The organism is Gimesia chilikensis (assembly GCF_008329715.1).
In the GTDB taxonomy this organism is placed as follows: domain Bacteria; phylum Planctomycetota; class Planctomycetia; order Planctomycetales; family Planctomycetaceae; genus Gimesia; species Gimesia chilikensis.
In genome coordinates, this window is record NZ_VTSR01000002.1 from 188,283 (window position 1) to 207,577 (window position 19,295).

17 protein-coding genes are annotated in these 19,295 nt (G+C 53.5%); 11 read left to right on the top strand and 6 right to left on the bottom strand.

Going from position 1 to position 19,295, the window contains the following annotated elements:
- Positions 1-3: 3 nt before the first annotated feature.
- Complete coding sequence (gene groL, locus FYZ48_RS03035; RefSeq protein ID WP_149337399.1) at positions 4-1,701, bottom strand: chaperonin GroEL; 1,698 nt, start codon at positions 1,699-1,701, stop codon at positions 4-6.
- A gap of 721 nt (positions 1,702-2,422) precedes the next feature.
- Between groL and FYZ48_RS03040 the strand changes: the two genes are divergently transcribed.
- Positions 2,423-3,802: an ammonium transporter gene (locus tag FYZ48_RS03040; protein WP_149337401.1), complete on the top strand. Its 1,380-nt coding sequence runs from the start codon at positions 2,423-2,425 to the stop codon at positions 3,800-3,802.
- A gap of 244 nt (positions 3,803-4,046) precedes the next feature.
- Positions 4,047-5,534 carry a glycerol kinase GlpK gene (gene glpK / locus FYZ48_RS03045; RefSeq protein ID WP_149337403.1) on the top strand — a complete coding sequence of 496 codons (1,488 nt, stop codon included), beginning with the start codon at positions 4,047-4,049 and terminating at the stop codon, positions 5,532-5,534.
- A gap of 33 nt (positions 5,535-5,567) precedes the next feature.
- Here glpK and FYZ48_RS03050 read toward each other — a convergent pair whose 3' ends face one another.
- Both FYZ48_RS03050 and FYZ48_RS03055 read right to left on the bottom strand, forming a co-directional pair.
- Positions 5,568-6,257 carry a potassium channel family protein gene (locus tag FYZ48_RS03050; protein WP_149337405.1) on the bottom strand — a complete coding sequence of 230 codons (690 nt, stop codon included), beginning with the start codon at positions 6,255-6,257 and terminating at the stop codon, positions 5,568-5,570.
- Positions 6,258-6,316: 59 nt separating this feature from the next.
- The gene (locus tag FYZ48_RS03055; protein ID WP_149337408.1) at positions 6,317-8,140 is read right to left on the bottom strand and encodes a TrkH family potassium uptake protein; all 1,824 of its coding nucleotides are present in this window, start codon (positions 8,138-8,140) and stop codon (positions 6,317-6,319) included.
- An 87-nt stretch (positions 8,141-8,227) separates the two neighbouring features.
- Here FYZ48_RS03055 and FYZ48_RS03060 point away from each other — a divergent pair, with 87 nt between their 5' ends.
- The 5 genes from FYZ48_RS03060 (at position 8,228) to FYZ48_RS03080 (ending at position 12,978) form a co-directional block, all read left to right on the top strand.
- The gene (locus tag FYZ48_RS03060) at positions 8,228-9,634 is read left to right on the top strand and encodes an HD domain-containing protein (RefSeq protein WP_149337410.1); all 1,407 of its coding nucleotides are present in this window, start codon (positions 8,228-8,230) and stop codon (positions 9,632-9,634) included.
- A 200-nt stretch (positions 9,635-9,834) separates the two neighbouring features.
- Positions 9,835-10,215, top strand: a complete 381-nt coding sequence (locus FYZ48_RS03065) for a hypothetical protein (RefSeq protein WP_149337412.1) — start codon at positions 9,835-9,837, stop codon at positions 10,213-10,215.
- Positions 10,216-10,481: 266 nt separating this feature from the next.
- On the top strand, positions 10,482-10,829 hold the full coding sequence (locus FYZ48_RS03070) for a hypothetical protein (protein ID WP_149337414.1): 348 nt from the start codon (positions 10,482-10,484) through the stop codon (positions 10,827-10,829).
- A 595-nt stretch (positions 10,830-11,424) separates the two neighbouring features.
- Positions 11,425-12,210, top strand: a complete 786-nt coding sequence (gene folP, locus FYZ48_RS03075; RefSeq protein ID WP_149337416.1) for a dihydropteroate synthase — start codon at positions 11,425-11,427, stop codon at positions 12,208-12,210.
- A 78-nt stretch (positions 12,211-12,288) separates the two neighbouring features.
- Positions 12,289-12,978, top strand: coding sequence for an SGNH/GDSL hydrolase family protein (locus tag FYZ48_RS03080; RefSeq protein ID WP_149337418.1), 690 nt, complete (start codon positions 12,289-12,291; stop codon positions 12,976-12,978).
- 32 nt (positions 12,979-13,010) lie between these two features.
- Here the strand turns inward: FYZ48_RS03080 and FYZ48_RS03085 are convergent, their stop codons facing one another.
- Positions 13,011-13,973: a carbohydrate kinase family protein gene (locus tag FYZ48_RS03085; protein ID WP_149337420.1), complete on the bottom strand. Its 963-nt coding sequence runs from the start codon at positions 13,971-13,973 to the stop codon at positions 13,011-13,013.
- An 84-nt stretch (positions 13,974-14,057) separates the two neighbouring features.
- A complete protein-coding gene (locus FYZ48_RS03090) occupies positions 14,058-14,648 on the bottom strand; it encodes a DUF2062 domain-containing protein (protein WP_149337422.1) in 591 nt (196 codons plus the stop codon).
- Positions 14,649-15,178: 530 nt separating this feature from the next.
- Here FYZ48_RS03090 and FYZ48_RS03095 point away from each other — a divergent pair.
- From FYZ48_RS03095 to FYZ48_RS03110, 4 genes are all read left to right on the top strand, one after another.
- Positions 15,179-15,550: an STAS domain-containing protein gene (locus FYZ48_RS03095; RefSeq protein ID WP_149337424.1), complete on the top strand. Its 372-nt coding sequence runs from the start codon at positions 15,179-15,181 to the stop codon at positions 15,548-15,550.
- A 33-nt stretch (positions 15,551-15,583) separates the two neighbouring features.
- Entirely contained in the window at positions 15,584-16,384 is an 801-nt protein-coding gene (locus tag FYZ48_RS03100; protein WP_149337427.1) for a biotin--[acetyl-CoA-carboxylase] ligase, read from the top strand.
- Between the two features lie 15 nt (positions 16,385-16,399).
- Positions 16,400-17,404 (top strand): D-2-hydroxyacid dehydrogenase, encoded by a 1,005-nt coding sequence (locus tag FYZ48_RS03105; protein ID WP_149337429.1) that lies wholly within the window; start codon positions 16,400-16,402, stop codon positions 17,402-17,404.
- A gap of 406 nt (positions 17,405-17,810) precedes the next feature.
- Positions 17,811-18,182 (top strand): hypothetical protein, encoded by a 372-nt coding sequence (locus tag FYZ48_RS03110; RefSeq protein WP_149337431.1) that lies wholly within the window; start codon positions 17,811-17,813, stop codon positions 18,180-18,182.
- Between the two features lie 82 nt (positions 18,183-18,264).
- Here the strand turns inward: FYZ48_RS03110 and FYZ48_RS03115 are convergent.
- A partial coding sequence (locus FYZ48_RS03115) for a tetratricopeptide repeat protein (protein ID WP_149337433.1) occupies positions 18,265-19,295 on the bottom strand: 1,031 nt, incomplete at its 5' end.

Sequence of the window (19,295 nt, forward strand, 5' to 3'; positions counted from 1 at the left end):
AGACTAGAAGCCTCCCATGCCAGGCATTCCCATTCCGGGCATTCCGCCGCCCATTCCAGGCATGCCACCCATACCACCCATGTCGTGGTGGTCGTCATGATGATGATCGTCTTCTTCTTCCTTGGGTTCTTCAACCACGATGGAATCAGTTGTCATCAGCAGGCAGGCAACGCTGGCTCCGTTCTGCAGAGTGGAACGAACCACTTTGGCAGGGTCAACAACACCGAACTCGAACATGTCGCCGTAGCGATCATTCAGGGCGTCGTAACCATAGGAAGCACTCTTGTCTTTCTTGACGCGGTTACTGACAACCGAACCGTCCAGACCGGCGTTTTCAGCGATTGCACGCAGCGGCATTTCCAGAACTTTCTGAACCAGAGATACTCCCAGAGCCTGGTCGCCGGACAGTTTCAGGCTTTCCAGGGCTTTGGCAGATCGCAGCAGGGCGATTCCACCACCGGGAACGATCCCTTCTTCGATGGCAGCACGCGTAGCGGCCAGAGCATCGTCGATAAGGTCTTTGCGTTCTTTCATTTCTGTTTCAGTCGCAGCACCGACATTGATCTGAGCAACGCCACCGGCCAGTTTAGCCAGACGTTCCTGCAGTTTTTCGCGATCGTATTCGCTGTCAGTAACTTCGATTTCTGCCCGGATCTGCTCGGCACGACCGTTGACGGCTGCCTTGCTTCCGGAACCGCTGACGATAGTGGTGTTGTCTGAGCTGATGTGAATCTTCTTGGCCTGTCCCAGGTCTTTCAGTTCAACAGACTCGAGTTTGATTCCCAGGTCTTTGAAGATCGCACGGCCACCGGTGAGGACAGCAATGTCTTCCAGCATGGCTTTACGACGATCGCCGTAACCGGGAGCTTTCACGGCACAGACTTTGAGGATGCCACGCAGCTTGTTGACGACCAGGGTGGCGAGTGCTTCGCCTTCGATGTCTTCAGCAATGATCAGCAGCGGAGAACCTTCTTTGGAAATCTGTTCCAGTAGCGGAACGAGTGTCTGAGCAGAGCTGATCTTTTCTTCGTAGATCAGGATCTTGGCCCGTTCCAGGTCGCAGGTCTGATTGTCTTCGTCGGTGACGAAGTGCGGAGACAGGAAGCCGCGTTCGAACTGCATACCTTCTACCAGGTCGACATCAGTGGTGACGCCACGTCCTTCTTCGACGGTAATCACGCCATCGGCGCCAACCTTCAGCAGAGCATCTGCCAGGATCTTGCCGATTTCCGGATCGTTGTTACCGGCGATGGTTGCAACAGTCTGGATGGCTTTCTTGTCATTTCCTTTTACTTCTTTGGAGATCTTACCGATCTGTTCGACAACTGCCTCAACAGCTTTCTGTACGCCACGGCTGAGGGCCATCGGGTCTGCGCCGGAAGCGATATACTTCAGACCTTCCCGGAAAATGGCTTCTGCCAGTACGGTTGCTGTTGTGGTGCCGTCTCCAGCAACATCGTTTGTTTTCGATGCTGCTTCTTTCACCAGTTGGACGCCCATGTTTTCAAACGGGTCTTCCAGTTCGATGTCTTCGGCAACAGTCACGCCGTCTTTGGTGACCTTCGGTGTTCCCCAGCCTTTGTCCAAGACAGCATTTCGCCCTCGCGGCCCAAGCGTACTGCTTACAGCCCGCGACAATTTAGCGACTCCTGCCAATAAACTCTTTCTGGCCTCTTCGTCAAAGCTTAAAAGTTTTGCCACAGTCTCTCCTCAACCAGCAATAAATGGCCAATAAATTTGCCCATGACCACGATGATCTCTCACACGCCTCGTGCCGCGCTTCCTGTTAATCACAGGGGGCCGGTGTGTGAGTACAAATAGGTGTAAGTACGACAAAGATGGCAGGATCCAGGCTGGACCCTGTCCACGACGCCCAGTAATTGCAATCATCATGCCAATCGGAAGGTGGTGTTGTAAGATGTTATATATCAGTGGTTAACGGGGATCTCTTGTTGAGGGAGACTGTCGTTAACTGCCAACTTGGCAGAGAAATTGAAGCTGTCAGGTCAGCTGCCTGAGCGTCCCAGGCAGGGAGGTTGCAGACACCGTCAAAACTGACAGAGTGTCGAGTTTCCACTCCAGACAGATGTCGGAGCGTTGATGTGTGGCAGTGCGTGCTTAATCTGCAGGCAACGACCGCTGATGTTGCCTTATTAATCTGCATTCGAACTGGTGGCTCGACTTACTTTCCGTAAATATTAATTTAATATGAGATGATGTAAAGCATTATATGAAATATAGATAAGGGTTGTTCTAACAGTCGCAAATCAGATTGAGGCACACTGTTTGCATTATGCCCATTTACCAAATAAGTGCTCATTTTATTGATTGGTATTTAGGGGTCACGATCAGAACAAATTGATTGTCCAAACAGTAGATTAAACAACATCTGACGAAGACTCCGGGAAAGGTTTGCGACAAAATGAATTGGAAACATGCGCTCATGGGCTTGACGGCAAGCCTTGTCGTTGTTTTGGCAGTATCACAGCCAGCTTGGGCTTATCAGGACGAAGCAGCTCCTGAAGAGAAACCAGCCGCAGCAGAAACTGCTGCCCCTGCTGAGACAACAGAAGAAGCACCCGCAGCAGAGGAAGCTCCTCAGCTTTCATTATCAGAACTTTACTACGCACTTGATAACAGTATGTTATTCCTCTGTGCTGTTCTGGTGCTGTTCATGCAGTCTGGCTTCGCTATGGTCGAGTCCGGATTCAACTCTTCCAAAAATACCATCAACATTCTCTTTAAGAACTTAATGGATGTCTGTGCCGGCGTGCTGGTTTATTACGCTGTCGGTTACGGTCTGATGTATCCAGGGGATGCCGGTAACGGTTACTTTGGTTTCGCACAGTTCGGAATCGGCGAAGCCGGAGATCCAGGCCCAGGAGTTCTGCATCCGCAGGTTGACTTCCTGTTCCAGGTTGCCTTCGCAGCGACTGCTGCCACCATCGTTTCTGGTGCCGTTGCCGGTCGTCTGAAATTCAGCTCTTACCTGATCTACAGTATCATCCTTACCGGTATCATCTACCCAATCAGTGGTTACTGGAAATGGGGCGGTGGCTGGTTGGATGCCATGGGCTTCTACGACTTCGCTGGTTCAATTGTTGTGCATGCTGTCGGTGGTTTCGCCGGTCTGGCTGGTGCAATTGTCCTCGGACCCCGGATTGGTCGCTTCAAAGATGGCAAATCAGTTCCGATTCCTGGACACAACATTGCACAGGCAACACTGGGTGTCTTCATCCTGTGGGTAGGCTGGTACGGGTTCAACCCTGGTAGTCAGCTGGCCTTCGCTGGAACTGACAACACCAACGCTGTGATGCTGATCGCTACTAACACAACCCTCGCTGCAGCCGCCGGTGGTGTGGCCGCAATGATCCTGGGTTGGATCATGTACTCAAAACCGGATATCTCCATGGCCCTGAACGGTGTTCTGGCTGGTCTGGTAGGTATCACCGCTAACTGTGACAGTGTCTCTAACATCGAAGCAATTGTCATCGGTGTGGTTGCCGGTCTGCTGGTTGTCTTCGGTATCCTGGCACTCGAAAAACTCAAAATCGACGATCCCGTCGGTGCCTTCCCTGTCCACGGACTGTGTGGTATCTGGGGTGGTGTCGCCACCGGTATCTTCGGTGACTACAACATCGTAACTCAGGTGATTGGATCTGTTGTGATCCCGGCTTACGCCTTCATCACCATGTTTATTCTCTTCACATTCCTGAAAGTCATCGGACAGCTCCGAGTCTCTGAGGAAGATGAATTGAAAGGTCTGGACCTGTCTGAGCACGGAATGCAAGCTTACCACTAGTCCAACCTGACGCGAACACTGGTACTTTGCAGGAGGTACCGTAAAGTGTGACTGACTGATGGCTTGAGAAATGAGTTCTCTCGCCATCAGTTTTTTTATGCGCGGTCAGTAATACAGGAGTATTTGCCGCTGAAGAAATTTCCCTGAATCCTTGTGAACCGGCGACCGCTTGCTTAATGTAACGGAAAGGTATTCAGATGTGATTAATCCTTTCGAGCCTGTGTTCGCCTCAAGGAGTGTGGAAATGTCAAAGTATGTACTGGCGTTAGATCAGGGAACGACATCCAGTCGATCAATTCTGTTTAATCATCAGGGGCAGATTGAGGCCACATCCCAGGAAGAGTTCGAACAGATCTTTCCCTCGCCGGGGCTGGTGGAACACGATCCCGAGGCGATCTGGGAATCACAGCTGGCAACCGCCCGCGAAGTGATCGATCAATCGGGGGCAGCGCTCTCTGAGATCGCCGCAATCGGTATTACGAATCAACGGGAAACGATTGTCCTCTGGGATAAAGAGAGCGGCAAACCGGTTTCGAACGCGATTGTCTGGCAGAGCCGACTGACAGCAGGCCGCTGTGATCAGCTTAAGGCAGAGGGGTATGAAGGTCTGTTCCGCGAAAAGACCGGACTGTTACTGGATGCCTATTTCTCGGGGACCAAAATTGAATACCTGCTCAATACCGTAGAGGGATTACGGGAGCAGGCCCAGGCAGGCAAAATTCTGTTTGGTACGATCGACTCTTTTCTGATCTGGCGGCTGACGGGGGGGAAGGTGCATGTGACCGATCCTACCAATGCCTGTCGCACCCTGCTCTACAATATTCACACACACGAATGGGATGACGAACTGCTGCAGATCTTCGATATTCCCCGCTGCATGCTGCCCGAAGTTAAAAGTTCCAGCGAGGTGTACGGTGAGACCGACCCCGCGCTGTTTGGCGAGTCGATCAAAATTGCCGGTATCGCAGGGGACCAGCAGGCAGCAACCTTCGGTCAGGGCTGCTTTGAACCCGGGGCAGCGAAGAATACCTACGGAACCGGTTGTTTTATGCTCATGAATACCGGCGATAAACCGGTGCTTTCGCAGAATGGTCTGCTGACCACGATCGGCTGGAGCATCAATGGCAAAGTCACTTACTGTCTGGAAGGATCCATTTTCGTGGCCGGGGCAGCAATCCAGTGGCTCAGGGATGGGCTGCAGATCATTGAGTCAGCGTCTGAAATTGAGGACCTGGCAGGTCAGGTGGAAGATACCGGCGATGTCTTCTTCGTCCCCGCTTTTGTGGGACTGGGAGCACCCTACTGGGATCAGGATGCCCGCGGAACTCTGATTGGTCTGACGCGGGGCGCAACCAGAGCTCATGTTGCACGCGCGGTCCTGGAGTCGCTGGCATACCAGACCTGCGATGTGCTGCACGCTATGGAGCAGGATTCACAGATTAAATTGAAAACACTCAAGGTGGACGGCGGTGCGGCTGCGAATGGTCTGTTGATGCAGTTTCAGGCGGATATGCTCGATGTTCCCGCGCAACGTCCGGTAGTCCATGAAACGACGGCTCTGGGAGCCGCCTATCTGGCAGGTCTGGCTGTGGGCTTCTGGCACGATCAGGCAGAGGTGACCCGCAACTGGGCTCTCGATGCAGAATTCCAGCCGCAGATGGAGGCCTCGCGGCGTGACGAATTGTACCAACGCTGGAAGCAGGCGGTAGAACGTTCGCGAGACTGGGTCTGATTCGGTCGATTTATGTGGAAGTCTGCCCGGCTTTCAAACATTGGTTGTCGGCAGACGTGCCAGGTTTTGATCGGTTCCGATGATGAGCAGGATGTCTGATTCCTGAATCTGATAGTCGGGGTGAGGTACACAGTCGGTTGTGTAAACCTTCCCGGTATTCTTTTCTATCTCCGCGGAATTCCGTTTCCGAATGGCGACCACGTTTACGGAATATTTGGAACGCAGGGACAGCTCGGTCAGGTTTTTGCCAACGAACTCTTTGGGTGTCATCAGCTCGATCATGGTGTAACCGTCGCCGACCTGGATGTAATCTTCCAGATGCGGATTGGCCAGCAGTCGTGCCAGGTGTGCTCCCGCCTGAATCTCGGGCTGGATCACATCGGTTGCACCGACCTGGGTAAAGATCTCTGCGTGAAACTTTGACTGGGCACGACAGATGATCTTGGGGACTCCCATCTTTTTGATGATCACTGTCGTCAGCAGTGCCGATTCGAAATTTTCCCCGATCGAGATCACGCAGGCGTCGACTTTGTCCACATCCTGACTTTTGAGTGCCAGTTCATCGGTGGAATTCAGACGAACTGCCACCGCGACATCATCTTTGACCTCATTCACCAGCTTGTCCGAATGGTCGATGGCGATGACTTCCACTCCGCTGGCTCCCAGACGTTTGGCGAGTTCGGTACCAAAGCGGCCCAAACCGATGACTGCTACTTTAATCACGGGATCAGTTCTCCTCTGGAGGATGAGTTACTTTAGATGGTCTGCGTTCAGGGTTCCTGTTACCCGAGGTTCACTGGCTCTTCCGGGTAGTGATATCGATAGGCGGGGCCACGGTTCGAGAGTGCGATTAATGCCGTCAGCGGGCCGACGCGACCGATAAACATCGTAATTATGATCACCCAGTGCGACGGTGTCGTCAAACCCGCGGTGATGCCCGTCGAGACGCCGACCGTCGCAAAGGCACTGGTTGCTTCAAACAGATGATCCAGAAAGATCGCTTGATTGTTTTCGAACATGACAATCAGCAGTGTTGACGACATCAGTACCAGAATTCCCAGTGAGATGATCGTCAGCGAACGATGAATCAGTGTGCTGGGGATGGTGCGTCCCATGATTTCTACCCGGTCTCTCCCTTTCAGCAGCGCCCAGACCGAAAGTATGGCCAGGGCAAAGACCGCGGTTTTCACGCCGCCCCCCGTCGAGCCGGGAGACGCACCAATAAACATCAGCAGGACGGAAAACAGTTTGGTCTGCGGTTGGTAGGCACCGAGGTCAACAGTATTAAAGCCGGCCGTCCGGAAGGTCACGGACTGGAACCAGGCGGAATTGAGCCGCTCGCCAAAGGTGAGATCATCGGAGGCATGGATCGATTCCAGCAGGTAGATGCCGACCGTGCCCCCGATCAAAAGAAAGAGGGTCGTGAAAAAAATCAGGCGTGAGGAAATCGTCAGCCGGACTTTCTGTGTCGGGTGATGAAACAGGGGCTTACGGATCCGCAGATTCGAGAAATGGGTGATGCCATACAGCATGAAATTGTAGTTTACAGCAAACCCTAATCCGCCGATGATGATCAGGGCCGGGATGACGCCCCAGATTTCCCAGTGGTGTCCCATGCCCAGGAAGCCGTCATCCATCAGGCTGAAACCGGCGTTGCAGTATCCACTGATCGAATGAAACAGGCTGAAGTAGACCCGTTCAGTGAAAGGGAGCTCCGGCCAGAGTCCCATCAGGCAGACCGCACCGAGCAGTTCGGTAAAAATCGTAATTCCCAGGATGGCCAGCACAAGGCGGCGGATGTCACCGCGCTGGCTGGACTCCAGCATCTCGCTGAATGTGACGCTCTCCCTGATCTGCATCGATCGTCCAAAAGCTGCTGCGAAGAAGGCACCAAAGGTCAGGATGCCCAGTCCGCCGATCTGGAACAGAAACATGATAATGGTGTGCCCCGTACGGCTCCAGTAGGTTCCGGTAGGAACCACGATCAGGCCCGTAACGCAACTGGCACTGGTTGACGTAAACAGAGCGACCAGAAATGGAGCACCTTCCGTTGTTTTCGCAGCGGGATCCTGAATGCGAGCCGAGGGAAACATGAGTAAGATCGTCCCTACAGAAATCAGCACCAGGAAGGAAGTCACCACAATCAGGGCGGGGTTCCAGCCGCGTGACGAGACACGCCGGATTAAGAGAATCGTCTCGTAGAGGCTTCTCAGAATGATGCAAAATTCGGAGACGCCCAGAATCAGATTCAGTCGGGTCGGGGCGTCATCGGGCAGCAGGTCATGCAGACTGATAATCAGCAGACTGGCGATCAACCAGAGCCCGCAAAAAAAGAAATGGGCCAGATGGGTTTTGAAGAACTCTTTCCGATCCAGATGCCAGCCGTAACGCAGCATCAGGCTGATCGTGAAATAGCTCATAGCTACGATGATCGCGGCACCCAATTCCCAGTGAACAACGGTGGTAATCTTCAGCAGTCCATGTAGAATAACTGTGGAGATCAGGCCGACGATCAGCGCAATAATTTCCAACCGTCTCAGCCTGCGGCAGCGGCGGGGATGGTGTGTCTTATAGTGGATGCGGCTGGGGAGATGCGACAGAGTCATTTGGCGCGTAAGTATTTCAATGAAATAATTTTATGAAGACCTGTTCAGATTTTATTCGTAATCAACGTCAATTGAAACAGTGAGATTATGGTGCGCGATTTTATTTCCGAAAGTTTGACTCATGACCCGATTCATGGGTATATCCCGTTTACTTCCAAAACCGGGATTCCCGACGAGGAGGTCTCCGAGCAGGAAATCATCGACCACCCCTGGGTTCAGCGACTCAGGCACATCCACCAGCTCCAGACCGCCTGGTGGGTCTTTCCCTCAGCTGAGCACATGCGTTTTCAACACGTGTTGGGGGCCATGCATCTCTCGTCGGTGGCAATTAACGCCTGGTACGATTCTCTGAACAGCGCCTGTCGTAATGTGCCTTCCCTCCCTTACGTCGAGAGCCTGGTTCGACTGGCGGCGCTGCTGCACGATGTGGGGCACGGCCCTTTCGGACATTTCTTCGACGACCATTATCTGGATCAGTACAATCTCACGCATGAAGATATCGGCGCCCATATCATCGAACACGAACTGGGAGACCTCATTCGCGGGATTCGCCGGAACCCGAACGGTCACCTCAATCCATTGGAAGAACTCGATCCTAAACAGATAGGCTGGCTGATCCGGCGTCCTTCCGGCGATGCAGACAGTGAGGCGGGTAATCCGGACTGGCTCTGTAAGCTGCGTGCCATGTTCAGTGGCATTTACACGGTCGACAATATGGATTTCGTTCTCCGCGATGCCTATATGTCAGGCTACAATATTCGCGCGGTCGATGTCTCGCGCCTGATTCATTACAGCTTCTTCACTTCCGAAGGGTTGACCATCCACGGTCGTGGCATGACGGCGCTCGTTAACTTTATTGAAACCCGCGCGAATCTGTTCCGTACGATTTACTATCACCGTACGGTGCGTGCCTTGGACCTCGCGCTCGAAGAAATCTTTGCCGAAACCATGCAGCACCTGTTTCATGGCAATCCGCTCGAGCATCTGGACGACTATCGCGGGTTTACCGAGTCGTCATTCCTCGTCGATGTCGGCCGCTTTCAGAAGAGTTCGGACCCTGCAGTGCGTGATCTGGGAGAGCGCTGGCAGGGGATTCTCTCGCGTAATGTGGAATGGAAGATGGCCTGCGAGCGTCAGCTCAATTTTCATTCCGGGACTGCAGTACACACTTCGATCTTTTCGGAACCGGAACTGGTCGAAAAGCGGGTCCGCTCCAAGCTGCCTGCGGAGTTGAAGCAGCTCCCATTGCGGATCGATGTCGCCCGGCATTACCATCGCCCCAGTGGGCGACTTCCCGCCGGTGGACAGAATTATCTACTCGATCCCGGCACGGGTTTGACTCAAGAGCTGCACGATGATGAGCTCTTCCGGGCACTGCCCGTCAGCTTCCTGATCTTCCGCATTTATACGCGGGATCACCTCCACGATCTGGAGCTGACCACCGCCCTCAATGCCGCACTGGGGGAGGTCTCGGATTCCAAGACCAATATGTAACTTTCCTGCAGAAACAGACTTGTACAAGTGTGGCACTGCATAAGATCCACTCCGTTCTTTCGCGCTAGGAGCGACGCTGTCTTGAGGGAAATTTCCGGATTTTCCAGCTGAACAGGGCAGACAGTGGTCCTGTTATGTCGGTCGTGTCGGCTCCGGAAAATCATTGACAGTGATTATTCGCCCCAGTCGATAAGTTCAACATGATAGATTTCGAACTCGAACAGATGCTGGAAAATCCCGAATGGAGTCTCGTGCTCAGGCATTACAGCGTCCTGCGACGTGAGACCAAAGAGCGGGATCCTGAATTTGATGGCTGGATCGTACGTCAAAATGAAGTTGACGGCGTCGTTACCGAACGACTCCCCCGCATTCATGGAAAACTGATCGCGTTCGACCTGCTGAAATTTCAGCTTTCTGGGCGTGACTCCGGGGTTTTTTATAAAGTCACCCGTACTGGTGAGAATATGCTGCCCCGTCTGGAAGAGCAGCTGCAAGACCTGCAGGCACAATTGCAGGCGACTGAGGATGCGACAGAGGAAGACGCTCCTCCTGAAGAGCAGGAACTGGCCCGCTCCGCCTGAGAGGCTGCCACGGACTGTAATTCTCTCCCCCGCTGGAACGAAAAACGGCCCCAATTGTGCAAGACAATGGGGCCGTAGATTTCGTCGTTGCTCCTGGCTGTGACAATCTTAAATCATGTCAGCAGTCAGAGAAGACTCTAGCTCATTATGCTTTTTTAGGAGCAGGAGCAGGAGCTTTCTTTGGAGGAGCTGGTGCTTCTTCTACTTTCTTGGGAGCTGAGTGAGCTGGAGCAGCTCCTTCGCAGCTGTTGCAGGGAGAAGCGCACTTGGGAGCTGGTGCACAGCATTTAGGAGCTGGTGCACAGCAGGTTGGTGCAGGTGTGCAAACTGGTGCTGGCTTGCAGCAGGTGGTGCGTACTGGCTTGCAGCAACGTACACGTGCTGGTTTGCAGCAACGAACGCGTGCTGGCTTGCAGCAGCGAACACGTTTGGGCTTGCAGCAACGTTCACGAACGGGCTTGCAGCATTTTACGCGCTCTGGTTTGCAGCAACGGTTACGGAAACCAAATGCTTCTGCATCTGATACGCTGAAGGTTGCAACGAACAGGGTCATTGCAGCGATCAAAGAAAGTGTGACAGCTTTTCGAATCATGGTGTACTCCTCAGATTCTTAAGAAAGTGGTTCCACTTCGCCGGAAGATAAGTCACTACCTTCATCCCCCAGCGATGTCCCTAAGTCTACGCACCTAGGGAAAACAGGTCTGTTTTTCTGGTTTGGTAAGATTTGCCGGTTACGGCAAATACGTTGATTACAATACCAGAACGAATTACGATGTCAAAGTAAAGCGAACACGAAAAATAAAGTTTCTCTAAAAATCCTTTATTCCCTCAAGTATCGCATTTTAACAGTTTTAGAACTGGTTTTCACGTGTTTGAACACGGTAAATCCGACCAGACCTGCAGGCTCTTACTCAATCCTAGGTCAAAAATAAGGAGACCACCTGAATTCCTGTAGATATTTGGGAAGACTGCGCAAAAAATTCGCTCTGTTGCGCTCATTGACTCTTTAGGTTTATTTGCTTGCAACCCTCTCGCAGTCAAAGTAAAACCGGATCTGGCTCAACGAGCTGCTTCAAATAAACTTCTTCAGAATTCACGGATTGTTCAGTGCCGTCATCTGCCTCAGAATCTTCGTCCTCACCATCAGATCAACCGCGGCTGTGGTACTGTGGGACCCGCACCATTTCATTCGCTGAGCGACCATTGTTAATGGGCATTCTTAACGTCACCCCCGACAGTTTTTCGGATGGAGGAGAGGTTACGGATCGGGACGCAGCCGTCAAGAAGGGCTTACGTCTTATCGAACAGGGCGCGGATATTTTAGACATTGGTGGCGAATCGACCCGTCCCGGCTCTGATCCCGTTCCCCTGGAAGAAGAACTCCGCCGCGTTGTACCCGTCGTTGAACAGCTCGCGAACCAGACCGACGTCCCGATTTCCGTCGATACCACCAAAGCGGAAGTCGCCCGTCAGTCGCTCGCAGCCGGCGCTGCGATCATCAACGATATCTCCGGCCTCACCTTTGATCCGGAGATGATCCCCCTGGCTGCCGAAACCGGCGCGGGAGTAATCTGCATGCACATCCAGGGAACTCCCCAGACCATGCAGGACAACCCGACCTATGACGATGTCGTCGTCGATCTGAAAAACTGGTTCGAGGAACGCTTACAGGAACTGCTCTCGGCGGGAATCGAACCCGGCAGTATCGTCCTCGACCCGGGTATTGGATTTGGAAAAACCGCCGAACACAACCTGCAGATTCTCTCCCACATCCGCGAATTCCAGGATCTGGGTTATCCGATACTCATCGGTCATTCCCGCAAACGCTTTCTGTCGAAGCTGCTGGGGCGCGATGTTGAAGAGCGTCTGGCAGGTACGGTCGGCGTTTCTATCGCCCTGGCCAGTCAGGCTGTCGAAATTATTCGCCTGCACGACGTCGAAGCCAACCGCGATGCGATCTCGGCCTGGAAAGCAGTCACCAGCCGCGTTACCTGATTACAAGATACTGAAACTCAACTCTCTAAATAACTAAAACGGCGCCTCAGGCAGCCCTACATCAAGGAAATACACAGCATGAACATCAAACTTGGAACCCACACACTCATTCTCTCCCTCTGCTCGATGCTGGCGTTTTACGCCGTCGCCCGGGCTGCGGATCAGCCTGCTCACAATTTCGACCGCTGGGAAAAGTCCATCGCCCAGTTTGAGAAACAGGACAAAGATCAAGGCATTCAGGAAGACGGTATCCTGTTTGTCGGTTCTTCCAGCATTCGCATGTGGGATCTGAAGAAGTACTTCACTGAACTTCCCGTTATCAATCGTGGCTTCGGCGGATCTGAAATCGTTGACTCCACCCACTTCGCCGATCGAATCATTCTCAAACACAAGCCCAAAGTCATCTTCCTCTACGCCGGTGATAACGACATCGCCCGCGGTCGCACTGCGAAAGAGGTCGCCGGCGACTTCAAGCAGTTCGTCTCCGTCGTCCATAAAGCCCTGCCCGAGACCCGCATTGTCTTCATCGCCGTCAAACCCAGTCTCAGTCGCTGGAAACTGGCCGGCACCATGCAGGAAGCCAACAAGCTGATCAAAAAACAGTGCGAAAAACACGACTATCTGGCGTTCGCCGATGTCTGGGATCCAATGCTGGGCGAAGACGGCAAACCCCGTCCCGAGCTCTTCAAAAAAGATGGCCTGCACATGGAACACGCAGGCTACCTCATCTGGAAGAAAGCGGTCGAACCCTATTTCCCCCAGAATTGATCGCATTCTAGATCATTGCTAAGTTGAATTGATTACAGGGTTTCCACACGCAGTTCATGCGCCGACACGAACTGGTTCAGCTCGCTGCGTGTGAAGATGCCCGCGGTCGCGCCGGTGGCACGCACACAGCTGTGCCCCAGCGCCGATCCATAACGCAGGCAGTCTTCCGGGCTCGCCTCTTCCAGAAGCCCGTGAATGAAACCGGCGACAAACGCGTCTCCGCTCCCTGTCCCATCCACCAGGTCGACCGGATAAATCTCTGAACGCAGCGAACGCTCGGCATCCAGCAGCAGACTCCCCTGGCCGCCACAGGTGATGATCACCGAGTTCGCTCCCGCTTCCCGGAACGCCTCGGCCTGTTTCAGCGGGTCTGTCTCTCCCGTGATCAGTTCCCCCTCATCATTATTAGGCAGGAAATAATCGCTTAACGGCAGAACCGGCTTCAGCATCGACCAGTAATCCGCAGCCTTCGGCGTCACCACATCCAGCACCGTAATCACTCCCGCTTCCCGGGCCACCTCGAACATCCGGGCGACATTCTCGGGCGAAAGCTCTTCCGACAGACAGTAACCTCCCAGGTACAGGATGCGACAGGAGCGAATCTGCTCCTCCGTGACTGTCTCGCCGGTAAACAGAGAGTTCGCAGCGACCGAATGAATAAATCGGCGGTCCTCACCCTGCACATTAATCACGAACGAACCGCTGGTCGGCAGCGTTTCCGACTTCATGATGTACTCGCAGTGCACGCCCGAAGCAGCCAGGCTCTCTTCGACATACTGTCCGAAAACGTCCTGCCCCACAATCCCGGCGATCGCAGCCCGGCGATCCAGTCGTGCCAGGTCCGCAGCGACGTTCGATGCACAGCCGCCAATCGTCAGACTCATTTCGTCCGTCAGCACCAGCTCGCCCGGACGGGGCATATGGTCGATGGCCTTGCACACATGGTCTGCGACGATGATCCCCGCACACAAACAGTCATACCTGGGAGACGACATGAGGATGTCCTTCTAAAGCGCTTCGAAATCTGTGAAATCATGATGTGTTGCTTATTATGCGGAAGGGGATCAGGAGATCAACACCTAACTGGAATGCAGATGCACAGATTTCATGCTCTGTTCCGAGTCGATCGGCTGGGCGGGACGCACACTCTGTTCGGCCGCGTCTTCCGGGCCGTCGGTCGATTTGGAACGACGCAGGTGTTTCAGCAGTCGCAGCATAATGGGGTAGGTTATCAGGCCGAAGAACGTGCCGACCACCAGCGAGCCGATAATCAACGGCGACCCGACTTCCAGCAGCAGCTGCTTCACCGTTTCCCACCAGCCGCTGAATCCCTCGAACTCCAGAATCCGGGCGAAGTCCTTCTGCGTCAGTGAACCACCTACGAACAACGTACCCACCTTATAGTCAAACCAGTAGATCGGTACGATGGTCAGCGGATTCGAAATGTAGACGGTAATCAGCGACGCGACCTGGTTGAACCGGAACAGCGGACGCGTCAGAAATGCGACACAGACCACCATCAGCATCTGAATGCCCACCGTCGGCGTCAACGCGATAAACATTCCGATCGCGGTTCCCAGGGCAATCGAGTGGGCACTGTCATCCAGCATGAGGATCGAGCGCAAGAGCACTCGCGGGTTCAGGGTCCAGGCTGGTTTGGCAGATGACATAGAGTTTCAACAGGCTGCTTGAGGTCGCGTGATCTAAAATCTTGTTCAGAGAACTTTTACGGTCATTTGGATTAGTATATCGGCACAGTTCTGGCAAAATTCCGCAGGTTTATTAAACCTTCAACTTAGGCCGGTCATACCGTTCGATTCGGCTATCCGAATCAAGACGCTTGTAAGTTCTCTCACTTCTGGGGGTGGGACAACGACCCTTTCGGGTTAACGTTTATGTATTTTAGTTAAGGTTTTTCAAATTAGGCAACTCAAATTAACGCCCCAATTCGCACCCCGGCGGAAGATCGTCCCTAAGTCGTGACCGGGTCACAGCATCGGAATTCAGGTGAACAATCATCAGCATTGACTACGACACAACTCCCCCATCACAACAGATGAAAATCAGTGTAGATTTGAATTCCGCTCCGGAAATGGGTATGAAAGTGAGATAAGCGCTTTCTTTATTGATCATTTTCATTTCTGATTCATATTGTCTCCTTCAGGATCTCCTGAATACAGTGCACAACGGAAACCCGCTGATGGTAGAAAATCTGGAAATCTTCGATGTTGAACAGGCTGCCCCCAATCTGGTAGTCACTCCCCTCGGATCGACCCTGCAGTTCCAGTACAGCAACGTTCAGGTCGAAGCCAACAAGGTGCTCAGGCTCTTTGACGCCCCCGAGATCAAAAATGTCATCATTGACCTCTCCCGCGTCGACTATCTCGATTCGATTATCATCGGCTCGCTGATCCGCCTCCTGCAACGGGCCCGGCAGACAGGTGGTCAGGCCGTCTTCTGTAATGCCTGCGAGAACATGCAGAATATTCTTAAGTGCATCAAAATTGGCAGCCTCTGGCCGCTGTTCGATACCCGGGACGAAGCGATTGCCGCTGTCACTCCCTCTGCGTAATTGTTCGATTTCTTGTCTGGAAATGAGTTGGGAATGCTGCCGTTCACTGCCGAGGATCTGAAAGCTGTTCGAACGGAAACGTTCATCGAACACCTCGATTATTTCGAGAGCCTCGCTTCCACCAATTCCTGGGCCCTGAATACGCACTGCACACCCTCCCCGGCCGCACGCGATACCAGCCTGCCTGCCCTCGTACTCACCGGCAATCAAACCGCCGGCCGTGGTCGAGGCAACAATGCCTGGTGGTCCACTGAAGGAGGACTCACATTCTCCCTCGTCGTCGATGCCAGCCAGCTCGGCATCCCGCTCCAGCAGCAACCCCTGATTGCGTTGGCGACCGGCCTGGCCGTTTGTGAAACACTCGAGAAGCAGGCCCCCGAACATCGGCTCCAGTTGAAATGGCCTAACGATGTCTTCCTCGCAGGCAAAAAGGTCTGCGGCATTCTCGTCGAAACCTCCGCCAGTCAGCCCGGCCTCGTGGTCATCGGCGTGGGCGTCAATCTCAATAACTCGTTCCTCTCCGCTGAAGCCGAACTGCAGTCGCGAGGAACCTCGCTCTACGAAACGACCGGACAGAAGTTCCCGCTCTCCTCCACGCTGATTGACCTCATCAACGCCATCGAAAACCGGCTCTACGATGTCGCGGGAGACCGCGGCGAACTCATGCCCGCCTGGCGACAATACTGCCTGCTCACCGGCAGGGACATTCGCATCAACACCGGACGCGAAGTCCGGGAAGGCACCTGCCTCGAAGTTGACGACGAAGGTTACCTGATCCTGCAGACCGAGACCGGCCGCGAACGTATTATCAGCGGCACCATCGAACACTTTTAAAGAATCGCCCCCGCCATGAAAAAACTTCTCATCTATCCCGCCATCGACGCCAGACGACTCACCCGCCTCGAGAGCATCTCGAACGAACTCGAAGTCGTCAACGCGCAGAATCTGGATGAAGCGCTGACCGAAATCAGAGACACCCACGCCTTCTTCGGCAAGATCACTCCCGAACTGCTGGCCGCGGCTGAAAAACTGGAATGGGTGCAGTCCCCCACTGCCAGCCTGGAACACTACATTTTTCCGGAACTGGCCGACCACCCCTGCCAGCTCACAAACATGCGCGGCCTGTTCTACGATGTCATCGCCGATCACGTGCTCGGCTTCGTGCTCTGCTTCGCCCGCAACCTGCATCGCTACATTCGTCAACAGTCCCACGCGGTCTGGCAACCCATCGGCGGTACCGCGGGAAAACCCGACTTCGTCACCGGACCGGGACAGGTCAGCGAAGTCGATCGCAGCCACATGCACCTCTCGGACTGTACCCTCGGCGTGGTCGGTACCGGCTCGATCGGTTCCGAAGTCTGTCACCGTGCAGCCGCCTTCGGCATGCGGGTCTGCGCCATCGATCCCCTCATCCGTGAGGTTCCCGGCGCCGTCGATGAAGTCTGGGACCTTGATCGACTCAAAGACCTGCTCACCATCAGCGACTTCGTCGTCATCGCAGCGCCGCATACTCCCCAGACCGAAAAACTGTTCCGCACGCCCCAGTTCCAGCAGATGAAGAACTCCGGCTACCTGATCAACATCGGCCGCGGCGCCATCGTCGATCTGCAGGATCTGACCATCGCACTGCAGAAAGGCGACATCGCCGGCGCCGGTCTGGATGTTTTCGAAGTCGAACCCCTGCCCGCAGACCATCCGCTCTGGCAGATGGAGAACGTGATCATTACCCCGCACATCGCCGCCGCTTCGACGCGTGTCCCCGAAAGGCACCTGGAAACCCTGCTGGAGAACATCCGCTGTTTCATCAACGGCCAGCCCTTCATCACCCTGGCCAACAAACAGCTCTGGTTCTGAACGAATTCGACTGCACACTGAACCTCTCTGTGCTTTCAGGCAGTGTTCCTGCTGACTGCTGAAGAAACTGCCCTTGATCGATGTCCGCCGAAGCGTATGCTCTTCTCTTCTGGCTCGCGCGCGAGGCAGCTCAGCGTGCACCGGAACACGAGACACTACTGATTCAACGACACCTGAATCCGCACCGCTTTTCACCGGGTTTTCACGGGAGCAATCAGAACACATGCGAAATGTTCCCCCCATCTTGTTCAGGGCAGACCAGGACAGACTCCGGTCAGACAGGGACAAAATCCAGGACACACCAGGACAAAATCCGGCCACATCGGGACAAAATTCTGTCTTGACCTCCCGGTGCCTTTCGACAGAATCAGACCCACAATCAAAACAGGATGTAGGGGCAGAGCCTGTGTGCCTGCCCGCCGAGCGACGCTCCATCCGGTCTAGACTCCAACGGATTTCCATATACACCATCCCCCTGAGCGGCAAGGTGCTAGCCGCCGGTAAAAAGAAAGAAGCAGATCCCAAAATCAGCTGTGAGTGCTATTCCACTCACAGCACCGGGGTGAGCCCGAATAAAATTCGGGCCGAGCGCAGCGAGCAGGAAACCGACAGTACAACAGTCCGATTTCAAGAAAAGAAACCCAACCAGAATTCGCAGGGTGCGAACCCACGTGCCCGCCCGCCTGACAAAGATCAACCGGGCATCACCATTTCCAATGGCTCCGGTTCCCGTCCCAAACAAACGGATAACCCCAAAAACAATACGAGCCATTCGTAACCCAGGCATTTTACCAGACCGCCATTGAACCCCGCAGATGAAAACAGTTAACCTGTTGATATGCGTCTGATGAATATGATCATCATTTTGAATCTGGTTCAAATCGTCTTAGCACTTCATTGACGAAGTTACGTTGTTCAGGTGGTAAACGATTCATATTGGTGGTGGGGACGCCATCAAGTATTTCAGCAACTGGTGCGAGAATCTCCAGGCTCGGGCAATCTTTATCAGGAATAGATTTTTTCAAAATGCGGAAGACATGACTCCAGCGATGTTTCATCTCTGGCTTGGCAAGATTCTGCAGCAATTCAATAGCGTCTTTTCCACTTTGAACCGGAAACGATTCAACACTAAATTTCAGAACACGTTCGGCAAAGTCTGGATTGGCAGCAATGAGAGTGGAGTGTGAAGACTCTAAGATGATATCAGCAGCCAGCATCTTTCGATGTTCAACACGATATTTAAAATCAGAAATCGCGGAATGATAAGAAGAAAAAGATTCCTCCCAGCGTTTCTGGTGGGCTAATGCAGTTCCCTGATTCACGGCCCCCATTGATTTGACTTCGTCTGATGTTGCTGAAATCTGAGCAATTTTATGAGTGTCAGATAATGCGTTCTCAGAATCGAGTAGTAGATTATACCTATGACTACGGCCTACGAGTGCTCTTGCAATCTGGTCAGGCGGTGCCTCGGATTTATTAATGACGTGGGTGTAGTCTTGGATTGCCTGCTGGGTCTCTCCCCGTTGCCCATAAACATAACCACGATTGACGAGTGCTTTTGCGATCTGGTCAGGCGGTGCTTCGGGTGAATCGATGACGCGGGTGTAGTCTTTAATTGCCTGCTGGGTCTCTCCCAGTTGCCCGTAAACATAACCGCGATTGACGAGTGCTTTTGCGATCTGGTCAGGCGATGCTTCGGGTAAATTAATGACGCGGGTGTAGTCTTCGGTTGCCTGCTGGGTTTCTCCCAGTTGCTCATAAACATAACCGCGATTGACGAGTGCTTTTGCGATCTGGTCAGGCGGTGCTTCGGGTAAATTAATGACGTGGGTGTAGTCTTCGATTTCCTGCTGGGTTTCTCCCCGTTGCCCGTAAACATAACCACGATTGA